The following is a 15,415-nucleotide window of genomic DNA, read 5'->3' as shown; positions in this document are numbered from 1 at the left end:
AAAGTGTGAATGGTTTTCGGACGACAGATGTGTTGGAGAACTGTTGATGAATCTCATGCGTACCGCGATGCTGCTTGCCTTCATGACCGCCCTGTTCATGGGCGTCGGCTATCTGATCGGCGGTCAGTCCGGCATGTTGATCGCATTCGTCGTTGCGGCGGGCATGAATTTCTTTTCCTACTGGAATTCCGACCGCATGGTGCTCTCCACCTACAATGCGCAGGAGGTTGATGAGCGCAGCGCGCCGGAATTCTACCGGATCGTGCGCGATCTCGCCCGCAATGCCGGTCTGCCGATGCCCAAGGTCTATCTCTACGACAGCCCGCAGCCGAATGCCTTCGCGACGGGCCGCAATCCGGAAAACGCCGCCGTTGCCGCCTCCACCGGCCTGCTGCACGCGCTGACGCCGGACGAGGTGGCCGGCGTGATGGCGCATGAGCTTGCACACATACAGAACCGCGACACGCTAACCATGACGATCACGGCGACGCTGGCCGGCGCCATTTCCATGCTCGGCAATTTCGCTTTCCTCTTCGGCGGTCGCCGCGACAACAACAATCCGCTCGGCATGGTCGGTGTTCTTGTGGCGATGATTGTTGCGCCCCTGGCAGCGATGCTGGTCCAGATGGCAATCAGCCGTACGCGCGAGTACTCGGCCGACCGTCGCGGTGCCGAAATCTGCGGCAATCCGCTGTCGCTGGCCTCGGCGCTCGGCAAGATTGCCCGCGGTGCCTCGCATATTCCGAATGAAGAGGCCGAAGGTCACCCCGCGACTGCGCATATGTTCATCATCAACCCGCTCTCCGGCGAGCGTATGGACAATCTGTTTTCGACCCATCCGAACACGGAAAACCGTATTGCCGCGCTGCATGAAATGGCCCGTCACGGCGGCGGTGGAACCTCACCCAGGGCGCCATCTTCGGGCTTTGGCTCGACGGGACCGGTCTTGACTGCTAATCCGGAACGCAAATCGCGTTCCGTACCGAATACGGGTCGCGGTGGTTCGCAACCGCCGAAGGGACCCTGGTCTTGAGTTCTGACAATAAAAACAAAACGTTCAACAGAGACGGAAGACGATCGGGCAAAGGGTCTGCCGAGTTCCGCTCGCATGATTCGGCCCCTTCAAAGCCCGGCTTTGCGGCGCGCGCAGCCGCGACGAAGATCCTGGCCGCCGTCATTGACCGCAAGACGCCGCTTGACGGCATGCTGGATGCGGAAGGCGGCAATCCTGCCTACAAGGCACTGGGCGATAGCGACCGGGCGCTGGTGCGCGCCATCCTCAACAGCGCGCTGCGGCATCTGCCGCGCATAGAGACGGCGATATCGTCTCTTCTCGATGCGCCGCTGCCGGAAGGAGCCCGCGCGCTCCATCATGTGCTTGTCGTCGGCGCCGCGCAGATGCTCTACCTCGATGTGCCGGATCATTCCGCCGTCGACCTTGCCGTCGAACAGGCCAATCGTGACCCCCGCAATCGCCGCTTTGCCAAGCTGGTCAATGCCATTCTCCGGCGCATCGGCCGGGAGAAGCACGTCATTATCGAGCAGGTCGCAAGCGTGCCGGCAATGCCGAGCTGGTTTCTCTCGCGGCTCGAAGCTGCCTATGGCACAGAAGCGGCAATCAAGATTTCAGACACGCAACTCGAGCCGGCAGCGATCGATCTCACAGTGAAATCCGATGCCGAAGGCTGGGCGAAGCGCCTCAATGGCGTGGTCCTCCCGACCGGTGGCGTGCGGCTTGCCGCCTTCGAAGGATCCATACCCTCGCTTGAAGGCTTCGATGACGGCGAATGGTGGGTGCAGGATGCCGCCGCCAGCATTCCGGCGAAATTGTTCGGCTCGCTTGTTGGCAAACGGGTCGTGGATCTCTGCGCTGCACCCGGTGGAAAGACGGCGCAGCTCGTCCTCGCCGGCGGCAAGGTCACGGCGCTCGACCAATCCGCCAATCGGCTGAAAAGATTGTCCAGCAATCTCGCGCGCCTCGGCCTGGAAGCAGAAACCGTCGTTGCCGATATGAGCAAATATCAGCCCGAAGAACTCTTCGATGCCGCCCTTCTCGACGCTCCCTGCTCCTCGACAGGAACGACGCGCCGTCATCCCGACGTTCTCTGGACCAAGGGGCCGGAGGATATCGCCAAGCTCGCCGCTCTGCAGGAGCGCCTGCTCCGCCACGCCTTGACGCTGGTCAAGCCCGGCGGTGTGGTCGTCTTCTCCAACTGTTCGCTTGATCCTGAAGAGGGCGAGGATCTTGTTGCCCGCCTTCTCGCGGATACGGATAGTGTCGAGCGTGTTCCGATCGACCCTTTGGACTGGCCGGGTCTGGAAGCAGCGATCTCGCCCCTCGGCGCTTTCCGCACCACGCCCGACATGCTGCCGCTTGCCGGCGGCTTTGCTTCCGGCCTCGACGGATTTTTCGCCGCCGTGCTTCGCCGCACGCACTAGTCGCACCTATCGGTGTGGTTTTCTCGCGTTAGTTAAGAATCCGGTAACATGTCCTTAATTGGTATATGTGTAACCTCTTTTTAACTACAGGTAACAAGAGTAAGCAGAAGCGAATATGCAGGTCTGCGGCAGGGTTTCGTGAGTTCATACATGCGGGAAGCATGGCGGCGGATGTCTCGCCGCGCGGCGTTGACGCGATTGCGTCTCACCCGCCACACCATGCGTGTGCCGGAACGGCTGATCGTGGCGCCGACAGACCTGCGCAACGTCGATCCGTTCTTTGTCGAAGAGCTTCTGAACGGGCGCATCCTGCTCGCTGGCCGGGTGCTGGAAACGCAGGGCGCATCGCCATTCTCGCTCGAGCTGCCATCGCGGACCTTTGCCGCACGATTGCATAATTTCCGCTGGCTGCGGCATTTGCGGGCAGAAAAGAGCGATCAGGCTTCGGCAATGGCCCGAGCCATCCTCACCGACTGGATCGCCGTTCACGGTCGCCGGCTCCATGGCCTCGCCTGGTCGCCGGATATTGCCGCGCAGCGCCTGATTGCCCTCTTGTCACATTCGCCCGTGCTCCTGCATGGCACGGATAGCGGTTTTTACCGCCGCTTCATGCGCATGCTCGTCTTCCATGTGCGCTATCTCAGGCGGATGGCCTCGACCTCGCGGGATGGCACGACGCGGTTTCGCGTGCGTATCGCGCTTGCCATGTCGTCGGTTGCCATGCCCAACAGTGCGCTCGCGCTGAAACGCGCGGGACAGGCGCTTGATCGGGAGATCGACCGGCAAATCCTGCCCGATGGCGGCCATATCTCCCGCAATCCGCGCGTGTCGCTGGAACTGCTGCTCGATCTGCTGCCGCTGCGCCAGACCTATGTCAATCTCGGCCATGACGTGCCGATCCGCCTCATTCCCGGCATAGACCGCATGTATCCGGCGCTGCGCTTCTTCCGCCACCAGGATGGCGATCTGGCGTTGTTCAACGGCGCGACCTCGACGCTGGCCAATGAGCTGATGTCGGTCCTGCGTTACGACGAGACGGCCGGGCAGGCTTTCAAGGCGCTGCCGCATACGAAGTATCATCGGCTGGCCGCCGGCCAGGCCGTCGTCATCGTCGATGTCGGCGCTCCCGCTTCGCCTGATCTCAGTCGCACTGCGCATGCGGGCTGTCTCTCCTTCGAGATGTCATCGGGCAAGACGCGTTTCATCATCAATTCCGGCGCGCCGGAATTTGCCGGAGAGCGCTACACGCAGGCGGCGCGGGCAACTGCCGCGCATTCGACGGTTACGCTCAACGACACCTCGTCGAGCCAGTTCTCCAAGTCGAAGTCGCTGGGGCCGATCATGGTCGGCGGCGTCAAGAAGATCATCGTCGAGCGCGCCGAGACGGACGATGGGCGTGATTATGTCCGGGCCGCGCATGACGGCTACCTCTCCGCCTTTGGTTATGTTCACGAGCGCGAGCTGAGCCTCAACGCCAGCGGGACCATTCTCGCGGGTCGCGACCGCTTCCTCGTGCCCGAGGGCAGAAAGCAGGCGCCGAAGGGCGAAGGTATCGCGTCGGCGCGTTTCCACATCCATCCCTCCATCAGCCTGTTGCAGACCGAGGTCGACTCCGCGCTGCTGATCGCGCCGGATGGAGAGACCTGGGTGTTCTCCTCGCCCGGCAACGAGGTGCTGGTGGCGGAAGATATCTTTTTTGCCGATCCCTCGGGCTTGCGCTCTTCAGACCAGCTCGAGATCGTTTTCCAGATCACCGAAAAGCCGGAAATCCGCTGGTTTTTATCCTATCGGCCATAGGCTAACCGCCTCAGCTATGCTAACGGGGCGGCATTATCGTCCCGCGCCCTTTTTCGCCGGACATCTCCTCATGCCAGAGCGTTTTTCGCTCTGTTTTTGTTATCTCGCAATTCCGGACGGAAAACCGCTGCGCACTTTCCTGGAATTGCTTCAGACCGGAGAAAGCCCATGGCCGTCGTTTCCAAGAAAATTCCTGCTCCCGACAAGGTGAAGGTGAAAACCGCGCTTCTGTCGGTCTTCGACAAGACCGGCATTGTCGAGCTGGCGCGTGCGCTGAGCGAACAGGGCGTGCGACTGCTGTCGACCGGTGGCACGCACAAGGCGATCGCCGCGGCCGGTCTTGCGGTTACCGACGTCTCGGAAGTGACGGATTTCCCGGAGATCATGGACGGCCGCGTCAAGACGCTGCATCCGAAGGTGCATGGCGGGCTGCTCGCCATCCGTGACGACGCTGATCATCAGGCTGCGATGAAGGAACACGGCATCGAAGGCATCGATCTTGCCGTCATCAACCTCTATCCCTTCGAGGATGTGCGCAAGGCCGGCGGCGATTATCCGACGACCGTGGAGAACATCGACATCGGCGGCCCGGCGATGATCCGTGCTTCGGCCAAGAACCACGCCTATGTGACGACGCTGACCGATCCTTCTGATTATGCCGAGCTGCTGACGCAGCTTTCCGCCGATGCCGGCCAGACGACCTATGATTTCCGCAAGCGCATGGCCGCCAAGGCTTTCGCCCGCACCGCCGCCTATGATGCGATGATCTCCAACTGGTTTGCCGAAGCGCTCGATATCGCCACGCCGCGTCACCGCGTCATCGGCGGCGTGCTCCGCGAGGAAATGCGCTACGGCGAAAACCCGCATCAGAAGGCGGCCTTCTACGTCACCGGCGAGAACCGCCCCGGCGTTTCCACCGCGACGCTGCTACAGGGCAAGCAGCTCTCCTACAACAACATCAACGACACCGATGCGGCCTATGAACTCGTTGCCGAGTTCCTGCCGGAAAATGGTCCCGCCTGCGCGATCATCAAGCATGCCAACCCCTGCGGCGTTGCCACAGGGCCAAGCCTCGTCGAAGCCTATAAGCGCGCGCTCGCCTGCGATTCTGTCTCGGCCTTCGGCGGCATCATTGCTCTCAACAGCCTGCTCGATGCCGAAACGGCCGAAGAGATCGTCAAGCTCTTCACCGAGGTCATCATCGCACCAGAGGTGAGCGAGGAAGCCAAGGTGATCATCGCCCGCAAGCCGAACCTCCGTCTGCTGTCGGTCGGCGCCCTGCCCGATCCGCGTGTGCCGGGCCTCACCGCCAAGACCGTTTCCGGCGGCCTGCTCGTCCAGAACCGTGACAATGCTCTTGTCGAGGACATGGAGCTGAAGGTCGTCACCAAGCGCGCGCCGACGGCACAGGAGCTTGTGGACATGAAGTTCGCCTTCCGTGTCGCCAAGCACGTGAAGTCGAACGCCGTCGTCTACGCCAAGGACGGCCAGACGGCCGGCATCGGCGCCGGACAGATGAGCCGTGTCGATTCCGCCCGCATCGCTGCGATCAAGGCGGAAGAAGCCGCCAAGGCCATGGGGCTTGCCGAGCCATTGACGCGCGGTTCCGCCGTTGCTTCCGAAGCCTTCCTGCCGTTTGCCGACGGTCTGCTGTCGGCGATTGCCGCGGGCGCTACCGCCGTTATCCAGCCGGGCGGCTCCATGCGTGACCAGGAAGTCATCGATGCCGCGAACGAGCACAATGTTGCGATGGTCTTCACCGGCATTCGTCACTTCCGCCACTAAGCCGAGCGCTTGTGCTCCACCCTCATCCTGAGCCCGTCGAAGGACGAGGGTGGCCACGTAGCCAACCATCCACCCTCGTGGTTCGAGACGGCCCTCTGGGCCTCCTCACCATGAGGGTTGATCATCTCGCCATGAGACATGTTTATCTCATGGTATATTCCTGCTTAATTGAAGAGATATCCCTATTTCGCCTTGTCGGCCGGATAGGGTGTCGGTAGCAGGAGCAACAGGCCGCCTGCGAGGAAGATGACCAGCGTCGCCATGCCGAGGCGGGCTGAGCCGCTCCAATAGGTCACCAGCGAGAAGAACAGCGTCGCCATGAAGCTGGTGGCGCGGCCTGAAAGGGCATAGATGCCGAAATAGCGGCCGGCTTCGGCGAGGCTGACGCTGCGGGCGAGATAGGAGCGCGAAGAGGCCTGCACCGGCCCGAAGGCGATGCCGATCAGCAGGCCATAGCCAATATAGGCCTTTTCCGCCGCCGTGCCGAACAGGCTGCCGGTGCTGACGGTCGAGAGCGGCACGAGGCCGAAGAGCGTGAAGCCCGGTCCGGTCGAGATGATGCCGAAAGTCGCGATAAGCAGCAGCGTCAGGCTGATGACGACTGTCGTTTTCGAGCCCAGCCAGCGGTCGACATAGCTGGCGGCAAAGCAGCCGAAGATGGCGATGACATTGAGGATGATACCGTAGATGCCGATCTCGATCGTCGCCCAGCCGAACATGCCGGCTGCAAAGGTGCCGCCGAGGATCAACAAGCCGTTGACCCCATCCTGATAGACCATGCGGGCGACGAGGAAGAGGCTGATGCCGCGCCGGCGTTTCAGTTCGCCGAGCGTCGTCGCCAGTTCGCGCAGCCCGGAACGAACGGCGGCGCGAAGCGGCAGACCGCGGGCGGCATCGGGCGTGAAGAAGAACATCGGCAGGATGAAGAGAAAGTACCAGACGGCGGAAATCGGCCCGGTGATGCGAGCGTCCTCGCCTACCGTCGCATCGAGCCCGAAGAGCGGGGTCAGGCCGAAAATGGTCTTGCCGGTTTGCGGATTGCCGGCAAGCAGCGCCACGACGGTGATCAGCACGATCATGCCGCCGAGATAGCCGAGGCCCCAGGCGGCGTTCGAGAGCTTGCCGACATCGTCCTTGCCGACCAGCCGCGGCATCATCGAATCATTGAAGACGATCGAAAATTCCGCCGAGATCGAGGCGAGAATCATGAAGATGACGGGGTAGATCAGCGGCGATCCCGGCGCGGCACCCCAGAGACAGAAGAGGCTGGCAATCTTGATGGCGGCGAAGAAGGCGATCCAGGGTTTGCGCGCGCCGGATTGATCGGCGATCGAGCCGAGGACTGGCGACAGGAGGGCGATGATCACCGAGGAGATCGTCGCCATATTGCTCCATGTCGTCTGCGCGGAAACCGGATCGGCGGTCAGCCGCGCGACGAAATAGGGTCCGAAAATGAAGGTGGTGACGACGGTGAAGAACGGCTGCGCCGCCCAATCGAAGAACATCCAGCCCCAAATGCCCCGTGCCGGCACTTTTGCCGGCACGCTGTTGTCGATTTCGGTTGCCACCAGATCCAGCCCCTGATTCCCTCACCCCGTGTGCCGGGTCGGGGCGGACTGTGTCACCTTGCCCGGCCGTTCGCAAGATCGCTGAGCAGGCCGGCGGCAACGGTGATGCGGGCGAGATTGGGATCGCCGCTTTCGCTGAGGCCGCCGAGCTCTTCGGCGATGCGATTGATGCGGATGCGATCCTCTGCATGCCACGCCTGGATCGGCTGCTTTTCCTTCGGATGGTTCGAAAGGGCCGAGATAACGATATCGCGGCGGGCGCCGGCGATCTGGTCGAGGCTGCGCGCCAAAGCGAGGCTCTCATAGTGGTCGCCCGTGACGATCCTGCTGCCGGCAAGCAGCAGGCGGCCGACGCGGAAGGTCTGCGACACGGTGAAGTAGCTTTCGGCTGCGCGGTTCAGCGTATCGCCGGTGCGCTCGGCGATCTGCATGATCTCCGGAACGAGGACGAGTGCGTAGATCGTGGCGATTTCCGAAGCGAGCTTCTCCGGCAGGCCGGCAGCCTGATATTCCGCCTCGCGAGCGGCGATTTCCGCTGCGAAATCCGCCGGAATATGGGTCAGGAAGACAGGCCGCAATTTCTTCAGAGCTGCGCGAAGCCGGCTAACCGTTTCCTCTATATCGCCCTTGACGGCTCCTGTCTTCAGCAGCAGTCGCGTGAGCACCGTATAGACCTCTGTGATCTCGCCATAGACGCGGTTCTGCATCTGGCCGGCGACCTTGCCGTCAAGCGCGTCCGTCTCATTCCAAAGGCGGTCGAGATCGAAGCCGTCGCGGGCGACCACGGCCGCCTTGACCACTTCGGCAGCTGACGCCGCCGTCGCGTCCATCATGCTGACGGCAAAGCCCGGGCCGCCGCGATTGATCGCTTCGTTGGCAAGTGCCGTCGCGATGATTTCGCGACGCAGCCGATGGCTGTCGATATCGGCGGCGTTGGAGCGCTGCATCTTGACCGGAAAATAGCGGCTGAGGGTCGCGGCGAAATAGGGATCATCAGGCAGGTTGCTGGCAACCAGCGCATCGAAGAGGACGATCTTGGCGTAGGAGAGCAGCACGCCGATTTCGGCGCGGGTCAGCGGCCGCCCATTGGCGTAACGCTCAGCGAAAGTCTGTTCGTCAGGCAGCGTCTCGACCTTGCGGCTGAGCTGCTTGGCCGTTTCCAGCACGCTCATGAAGCGGCTGAGTTCCAGGCCGTTGCCGGTGCCCTTGCGCTCCGTCAGCGAAATCGCCAGGGATTGCAGATAGTTGTTCCGCAATACCAGGATGCCGACTTCGTCGGTCATCGAGGCCAGCAGAACGTCGCGCTTGGCTCGTGTCAGGCGGCCGTCATGCATGGCATTGGCGAGCGCGATCTTGATGTTGACCTCGACGTCCGAGGTGTTGACACCGGCAGAATTGTCGATGGCGTCGGAGTTGCAGCGACCGCCCTTGAGGCCGTAGGCGATGCGGCCCTTCTGGGTGACCCCGAGATTGGCGCCCTCGCCGATTACCCTGGCACGAACCTCTTCGGCGGTGATGCGGATCGGATCGTTCGCACGGTCGCCGACATCCGAATCCGTCTCCGATGGCGCCTTGACATAGGTGCCGATGCCGCCGAACCAGAGGAGGTCAACGGGCGCCCGCAGGATCGCCGTCATGATCTCGAAGGGTGTGGCGACCGATTTGTCTATGCCGATGGCAGCGGCTGCTTCAGGCGTCAGGGTTACCGATTTTGCCGAGCGCGAAATGATCATCGCACCCTTCGACAGGATGGACTTGTCGAAGTCCTGCCAGCTGGAGCGCGGCAGGTCGAAAAGGCGCTGGCGTTCTGCAAGCGTCTTTTCCATGTCCGGATCGGGATCGATGAAGATGTCGCGATGGTCGAAGGCGGCGAGCAGGCGGATCTTCGGCGAGAGCAGCATGCCATTGCCGAAGACGTCGCCAGACATATCGCCGACGCCGACCACGTTGAAGGGCGTCGTCTGGATATCGATGTCCATTTCGCGGAAGTGGCGCTTGACGGTTTCCCAGGCGCCGCGGGCGGTGATGCCCATCTTCTTATGGTCATAGCCGGCCGAGCCGCCCGACGCGAATGCGTCATCCAGCCAGAAGCCGGCTTCCTGCGCCAGCGCATTGGCGGTATCGGAGAAGGTGGCGGTGCCCTTGTCGGCGGCGACGACGAAGTATGGATCGTCGCCATCAAGCCGCACTGTGTCGGCAGGCGGGATGATATCGGCGCCGGAGATATTGTCGGTGATCGACAGCAGCGTACGGATATAGGTCTTGTAGGCTTCGCGGCCGGTATTGAAGATCTCGTCGCGGGTGCCGCCGACGGGGAGCTTCTTCGGATAGAAACCGCCCTTGGCGCCCACGGGCACGATGACGGCGTTCTTGACCTGCTGCGCCTTTACGAGACCCAGCACTTCGGTGCGATAGTCTTCTGCGCGGTCGGACCAGCGCAGGCCGCCACGGGCCACCTTGCCGAAGCGCAGGTGCACGCCTTCCACTTCGACGCCGTAGACGAAGATTTCGCGGAAGGGGCGCGGCTCGGGCAGGCCATCGAGGAGTTTGGGATCGAGCTTGAAGGCCAGCATCGCCTTTGGCGTACCGTCGGCGTTCTTCTGGAAGTAGTTGGTGCGCAGTGTCGCGTCGATGGCGTTGACGTAGCGGCGCAGGATGCGGTCGTCGTCGAGGCTCGGAACGTCGGCAAGCTCGGTTTCGATGGCCTCATGCAGTTCGGAAAGCTTCTTCGTGCGGCTCTTGTCGGCAAGCTTCGGATCGAGCGTGTCGTGGAACAGGCGGAAGAGCGAGGCTGCTACGCGCGGATATTTGTCGAGCGTCGCGGCAATATAATCCTGGGAATAGGCGATGCCGGCCTGGCGCAGATAGCGCGAATAGGCACGCAGCACGTTGGTTTCGCGGGCGGAGAGATCGGCCGAGACGATCAGCCGGTTGAAGACGTCATTGTCGATCGTACCGCCGAAAGCGGCAAGGAAGGCTTCCTTCAGCGCTGCGCCATGGCGGCCAAGATCGATCGTCAGGCCGCCGCGCGCTTCCAACTCCATGTCATGCAGCACGACATGACCGGTCGAGCCGTCCTTGGCGGTGACATAGATGTCGAAGGTCCGCTCGCTGATGACGTTGAAGCCGAGGTTTTCGAGCAGCGGCACGCGGCGCGACAGCGCCAGATTGCCTTGGCCGTGGAAGATCTTCAGGGAGAGAATGTCACCCGTCTCATCCTTGCGGATATAGAAGCCGATGCGGATCGGATCTGCGCCGGCCGTGGCCGAGATGTCGGGCAGGTCGGCAAAGGCGTCTTCTGGCGTGAAGGCTTCCTGGAAGGCCTGGCTGACGGAGATGCGCGGTGCCTTCGGGCCGGCCAGCATGACGAAACGCTCGTCCCAGCGGGCTGTGATGGCGCGGATCGCCTCTTCCAGTTTGGTCTGCGGGATATGCGGGGTCTTGCCGGCGCTGCGGCCGATGATGAAATGCACGCGCGCCACGCCGCCTTCCGGGAAGGCCGGGTAGTAGGCGGAGACGCGACCGTCATAGACTGTTTTCAGGTAGTTGCCGATCTTCTCGCGGACGACGGAGTCATATTCCTCGCGCGGGACATAGACGATGACCGAGACGAAGCGGTCGAAATGGTCGATGCGCGGCAGCGCGCGCACGCGCGGCCGGTCGGTAAGGTCGTTGATCTGCTCGGCGAAGCTCGCAAGCAGGGTCGTATCGATCTGGAAGAGGTCGTCGCGCGGATAGGATTCCAGCGTATTGTCGAGCATGCGGCCAGAATGGCTCGTGGGGTCGAAGCCGAAGTGATCCTTGACCTTCTGCACCTTCGAGCGCAGCAGCGGCACTTCGATGGCGGCGCTGGTATAGGCGGTCGAGGTGAAGAGGCCGACGATACGCAGCTCGCCCGTGACGTTGCCGTCAGCGTCGAAGCGCTTGACGCCGACATAATCCATATAGGCGCGGCGGTGAACGATCGATTTGACGTTGGCCTTGGTGACGATCAGGAAATCCGGCCCATTGAGGAAGGCGAGGATCTCCGGTGTCGTGGTGACGGCATCCTTGCCCTGTCTCAGGACGCGGACATCCGGATTGGAGAGAATGCCGAGTCCGGTGCCGCGATCACGCTCGACCTTGGCGTCCGTGCCCTTGCCGGAATAGACATATTCGCGCATGCCGAGGAAGGTGAAATTGCCGTCCCGCAACCAGGCGAGGAAGGCCAGCGCCTCGTCGCGATCGCTCTTGCGGCGTCCCGCCGCTTCATAGGTGGAGAGCTCCGAAATGACGATATCGAGGCGCGCCAGCATCGGCTTCCAATCGGAAACGGTGAGATGCGTCTGATCGAGCACGGTCTGCACGCGCTTGATCAGGTCCGTTGCCTGCGCTGCTGTCAGGGGCGACAAATGAAGCTGGATATGGCTGACGCGATGGGCGGGATCGCTCGGGTGATCAGCGGAATAGAGGCTGGGCTGCTTGCCGTCCTCGATCACCAGGATCGGGTGCACGGCCATGTAGAGATCGCGGTAGGTGCTGCTGACCTCGCCCATGATCGATTCGTAGAGGAAGGGCATGTTGTGGTCGGTGATCGACAGGATCGATACCGCAACGCCATCGGGCTCTATACCGGCCACCTGCTCGATGCTAACGCGCGGAGAGCTGCCGCCCCAGGCTGCCACTTCCTTGGCTGCGTGCGCCGCAGCAAGTGCCAGCATTTCCGGGCTGTAATGCTCGATGTCGTCATTGCTTGCCCGGCCGAACAGGATTTCGGGGTCGATATGGGCTCCCCCCGCCGCGGCCGCGATCTTGCGGGCTGCGTCGATCTGTTTTTCCCGTTTCGGATTGGTCTTGGGCGCCATGAAATTCCTCCGGATTTTCGAATTTTGAGCACAGTAGCAGAAGGTTTAGCGAAAAAACTGGCAAAAAGAATGCGAATTTGGTTGCTTTCGGACCAATTTGAGCCCGTTTTTTCAAAAATCTTGCCGAAAGCTGCGATCTCGATGCGAAGTGCTTGGGGCCGGCGTGAAATTGGCGGACCGGGCGTTTCAACAGAGGGTTTCATGACTCTGTGAAGTGCAGTTGACAGAGTGCCGCGAAAGGGATCATCAACGGCGCCATTGCAGTTTGAGGCCCCTGAACTGAAAGCAAGTATCATGTCGCAAATGTCGGCTGGCGCCGTTATCGTCATCTCCAGTCATGTTGTCAGAGGTTCCGTCGGAAATCGCGCCGCGGTGTTTGCGTTGGAAACGCTCGGGCATCCGGTCTGGGCGCTGCCGACCGTCGTTCTGCCCTGGCATCCCGGCCATGGCCGTTCGACGCGATTGACCTTCAACGAAGCGGATTTCGAGCATGCCATCGATGATCTGATCGCCGCACCCTGGCTTTCGGAGGTGAAGGCGGTTCTCTCCGGATATTTCGGCAATGCAGCGCAGGCGCTTGCCGTTGCAAAACTGGTGGCGGCGCTGCGGGAGAAAAACCCCGATCTTCTTTATGCCTGCGATCCCGTCATCGGCGATGCGGGCGGGCTCTATGTGCCGGAAGCGACGGCGGAAGCCATTCGCGATCATCTGATCCCACTCGCATCGCTGGCGACCCCGAACCGCTACGAACTTGCCTGGCTTGCCGGTGCGCCGCTTAACGACAACAACGCCATCATGGAAGCGGCGCTTTCGCTCGGGCCATCACGTATGCTGGTGACCTCGGCGGTGCCGATGATGTCAGGCGGTATCGGCAATCTCTATCTCAGTGGGCGAAATGCCTTACTTGCCGAGCATCGCAGCATCGAGAATGCCCCGAACGGGCTTGGCGATCTGCTCTCCGCGCTGTTCCTGTCGCACCTGCTGTCCGGCATCGACGAAGAGAGGGCGCTGCAGCTGACGACGGCGAGCGTCTATGAGGTGCTGGCGCGCGCCGTCAAGCGCGGGAGTGACGAGCTGACGCTGGCGGCGGATGCGGCGAGCCTGTCGACACCGATGGCGATGGTGCAGCTCAGGCACCTCGTGCACCCGGCCCAGCAGCGCAAGAAATAGCAGCGTGATGCAGCAGAAGCTTTTTGCAGCGCAATAGTTGCCATCCGCCGAACTGCGCTGTAATTCAATATCCATGCAAAGCTTTCCCGACACCCTTTTGAACGGCTATCGCAATTTCATGAGTGGGCGTTACGTCGACGAGCGCGAACGCTATCGCACGCTCGCCGAGCGCGGCCAGAATCCGTCGACCCTCGTGATTGCCTGTTGTGACTCCCGCTCGGCACCGGAGATCATCTTCGATGCCGGTCCGGGAGAGCTCTTCGTCATCCGCAACGTCGCCAATATGGTGCCGCCCTATGAGCCGGATGGTAATTTCCACTCGACCTCGGCGGCACTCGAATTCGCTGTCCTGTCGCTCAAGGTGGCCAATATCGTCGTCATGGGCCATGGCCGCTGCGGCGGCATTCGCGCCGCCCTCGATCCGAACGCCGAGCCGCTGTCGCCGGGCGACTTCATCGGCCGCTGGATGGGCCTGCTGAAGCCGGCCGCCGAGCAGATCCAGAGCAACGACATCATGACCCCGACCGAGCGCCAGACGGCGCTGGAGCGCATCTCGATCCGCAATTCGCTCGACAATCTGCGCAGCTTTCCGGAGATCAAGGCGCGGGAAGAGGAAGGCAAGCTGAACCTGCATGGCGCATGGTTCGATATTTCGACAGGCGAATTGTGGGTGATGGACCCCGAGACCCGCGATTTCAAGCGGCCTGAAGTCTAGAGCAGTTCCGCTTTTCTTCGAATAGCGAAAATGCTCTATCTTCTTGTTTCTTTGCGCATTCCGGACAGAAAACCGCTGCGCACTTTTCCTGGAAGTGCTCTAAGCGCCTGAAGTCAGACCAAATGAAAAAGGCGCCGCAGACCATATGGTCGCGGCGCCTTTTTTGTTTTGATCCAGCTTATCTGCCGTCGATCTGCTGACCGATATAGGCGATTGCCTGCTGATAGACCTTGGCGTCGTTCCAGCCGGCAATGGCGGAGAAATTCGGCTCGCCGGGCTGATAGCCGGCGCCGGGCTGCCAGCCATGGCCGCGCAGGAAGTTCGCGGTCGAGGCCAGGGCGTCCGCGCGCGATCCCACAAGGTCGACCCTGCCGTCGCCATCTTCATCGATACCGAAGGCAACGACGTTTTTCGGCATGAACTGCGTCTGGCCAATTTCGCCATGAGCGGCGCCACGGGCCGACGGGCTGAGATAGCCTTCGCCGACGAGCTTCAGAGCGGAATAGAGCTGCTCGGTGAAGAAGGCCGAGCGGCGGCAGTCATAGGAAAGGGTTGCTACGGCCGAAAGCGTGTGCTGATCGCCCATATAGCTGCCGAAGCCGGTTTCCATGCCCCAGATCGCGATGATCGGGCCTGGTGGAACGCCAAAACGCTTCTCGATCTTGGAAAAGAGCGCGGCATTAGCCTGCTTCATGCTCTTGCCGCGATTGATGATCGTCTGGCCACCGCGCTTCTTCATGAATTCCTCGAAGGAAAGCTTGAAGCTCTTCTGGCCGCGATCGGCGCGTATGGTGGGCTGGTTGTAATGGACGTTGGCGAAAGCCCGGTCGAGGACGGACGGGCTGACACCCTGTCCCTGCGCTTCGCGCTTGAATTCCTGCACCCAATTCTCGAAACCAGCGGAAGTGTTGCCGCAGGACGCGGCGTTGGCCGTCATCGGCATCGCCAGCAGCAACCCGCCCGCCACGAGAGCTGCCATTCCAGACTTTGTGATGCGCATTCAATTTCCCCGAATTCTTACCGCGCTGCGAACGCGGTAACCGTTTTTTTAAAGCACACACAAACCCACCAATCTCTGGGTTTATGCGGTGTCTCGC

The 15,415-nt window shown here is 61.7% G+C and carries 9 protein-coding genes; 6 read left to right on the top strand and 3 right to left on the bottom strand.

Annotation, left to right across the window (positions count from 1 at the left end; all coding sequences use genetic code 11):
- Positions 1-46: 46 nt before the first annotated feature.
- From htpX to purH, 4 genes are all read left to right on the top strand, one after another.
- Positions 47-1,033 carry a zinc metalloprotease HtpX gene (gene htpX, locus A6U86_RS10660; RefSeq protein WP_068390340.1) on the top strand — a complete coding sequence of 329 codons (987 nt, stop codon included), beginning with the start codon at positions 47-49 and terminating at the stop codon, positions 1,031-1,033.
- Positions 1,030-2,439: an RsmB/NOP family class I SAM-dependent RNA methyltransferase gene (locus tag A6U86_RS10655; RefSeq protein WP_068390337.1), complete on the top strand. Its 1,410-nt coding sequence runs from the start codon at positions 1,030-1,032 to the stop codon at positions 2,437-2,439. Before htpX ends, A6U86_RS10655 begins: the two co-directional genes overlap by 4 nt.
- Positions 2,440-2,589: 150 nt before the next feature.
- On the top strand, positions 2,590-4,236 hold the full coding sequence (locus tag A6U86_RS10650; protein WP_068390334.1) for a heparinase II/III family protein: 1,647 nt from the start codon (positions 2,590-2,592) through the stop codon (positions 4,234-4,236).
- 168 nt (positions 4,237-4,404) lie between these two features.
- The gene (gene purH / locus A6U86_RS10645) at positions 4,405-6,021 is read left to right on the top strand and encodes a bifunctional phosphoribosylaminoimidazolecarboxamide formyltransferase/IMP cyclohydrolase (protein WP_068390332.1); all 1,617 of its coding nucleotides are present in this window, start codon (positions 4,405-4,407) and stop codon (positions 6,019-6,021) included.
- A gap of 182 nt (positions 6,022-6,203) precedes the next feature.
- Here the strand turns inward: purH and A6U86_RS10640 are convergent, their stop codons facing one another.
- Both A6U86_RS10640 and A6U86_RS10635 read right to left on the bottom strand, forming a co-directional pair.
- The gene (locus A6U86_RS10640) at positions 6,204-7,592 is read right to left on the bottom strand and encodes an MFS transporter (protein WP_068390329.1); all 1,389 of its coding nucleotides are present in this window, start codon (positions 7,590-7,592) and stop codon (positions 6,204-6,206) included.
- A gap of 50 nt (positions 7,593-7,642) precedes the next feature.
- A complete protein-coding gene (locus A6U86_RS10635; RefSeq protein WP_068390326.1) occupies positions 7,643-12,433 on the bottom strand; it encodes an NAD-glutamate dehydrogenase in 4,791 nt (1,596 codons plus the stop codon).
- A gap of 294 nt (positions 12,434-12,727) precedes the next feature.
- Between A6U86_RS10635 and pdxY the strand changes: the two genes are divergently transcribed.
- Positions 12,728-13,603 carry a pyridoxal kinase PdxY gene (pdxY, locus tag A6U86_RS10630; RefSeq protein WP_068390323.1) on the top strand — a complete coding sequence of 292 codons (876 nt, stop codon included), beginning with the start codon at positions 12,728-12,730 and terminating at the stop codon, positions 13,601-13,603.
- Positions 13,604-13,676: 73 nt separating this feature from the next.
- Positions 13,677-14,318 carry a carbonic anhydrase gene (locus tag A6U86_RS10625; protein ID WP_068390320.1) on the top strand — a complete coding sequence of 214 codons (642 nt, stop codon included), beginning with the start codon at positions 13,677-13,679 and terminating at the stop codon, positions 14,316-14,318.
- 178 nt (positions 14,319-14,496) lie between these two features.
- Here the strand turns inward: A6U86_RS10625 and A6U86_RS10620 are convergent, their stop codons facing one another.
- On the bottom strand, positions 14,497-15,318 hold the full coding sequence (locus A6U86_RS10620; RefSeq protein WP_068390317.1) for a lytic transglycosylase domain-containing protein: 822 nt from the start codon (positions 15,316-15,318) through the stop codon (positions 14,497-14,499).
- Positions 15,319-15,415: the final 97 nt, after the last annotated feature.

This window comes from Rhizobium sp. AC27/96, assembly GCF_001692325.1.
In the GTDB taxonomy this organism is placed as follows: domain Bacteria; phylum Pseudomonadota; class Alphaproteobacteria; order Rhizobiales; family Rhizobiaceae; genus Rhizobium.
This window is presented reverse-complemented; position numbering and strand designations above follow the sequence as displayed.

What these genes read in the sequence shown, in the direction of transcription:
- htpX (WP_068390340.1), top strand. Translation starts at nt 47, where the DNA reads ATGAATCTCATGCGTACCGCGATGCTGCTTGCCTTCATGACCGCCCTG.
- A6U86_RS10650 (WP_068390334.1), top strand. Translation starts at nt 2,590, where the DNA reads ATGCGGGAAGCATGGCGGCGGATGTCTCGCCGCGCGGCGTTGACGCGA.
- A6U86_RS10625 (WP_068390320.1), top strand. Translation starts at nt 13,677, where the DNA reads ATGCAAAGCTTTCCCGACACCCTTTTGAACGGCTATCGCAATTTCATG.
- A6U86_RS10635 (WP_068390326.1), bottom strand. Translation starts at nt 12,433, where the DNA reads ATGGCGCCCAAGACCAATCCGAAACGGGAAAAACAGATCGACGCAGCC.
- purH (WP_068390332.1), top strand. Translation starts at nt 4,405, where the DNA reads ATGGCCGTCGTTTCCAAGAAAATTCCTGCTCCCGACAAGGTGAAGGTG.
- A6U86_RS10620 (WP_068390317.1), bottom strand. Translation starts at nt 15,318, where the DNA reads ATGCGCATCACAAAGTCTGGAATGGCAGCTCTCGTGGCGGGCGGGTTG.
- pdxY (WP_068390323.1), top strand. Translation starts at nt 12,728, where the DNA reads ATGTCGCAAATGTCGGCTGGCGCCGTTATCGTCATCTCCAGTCATGTT.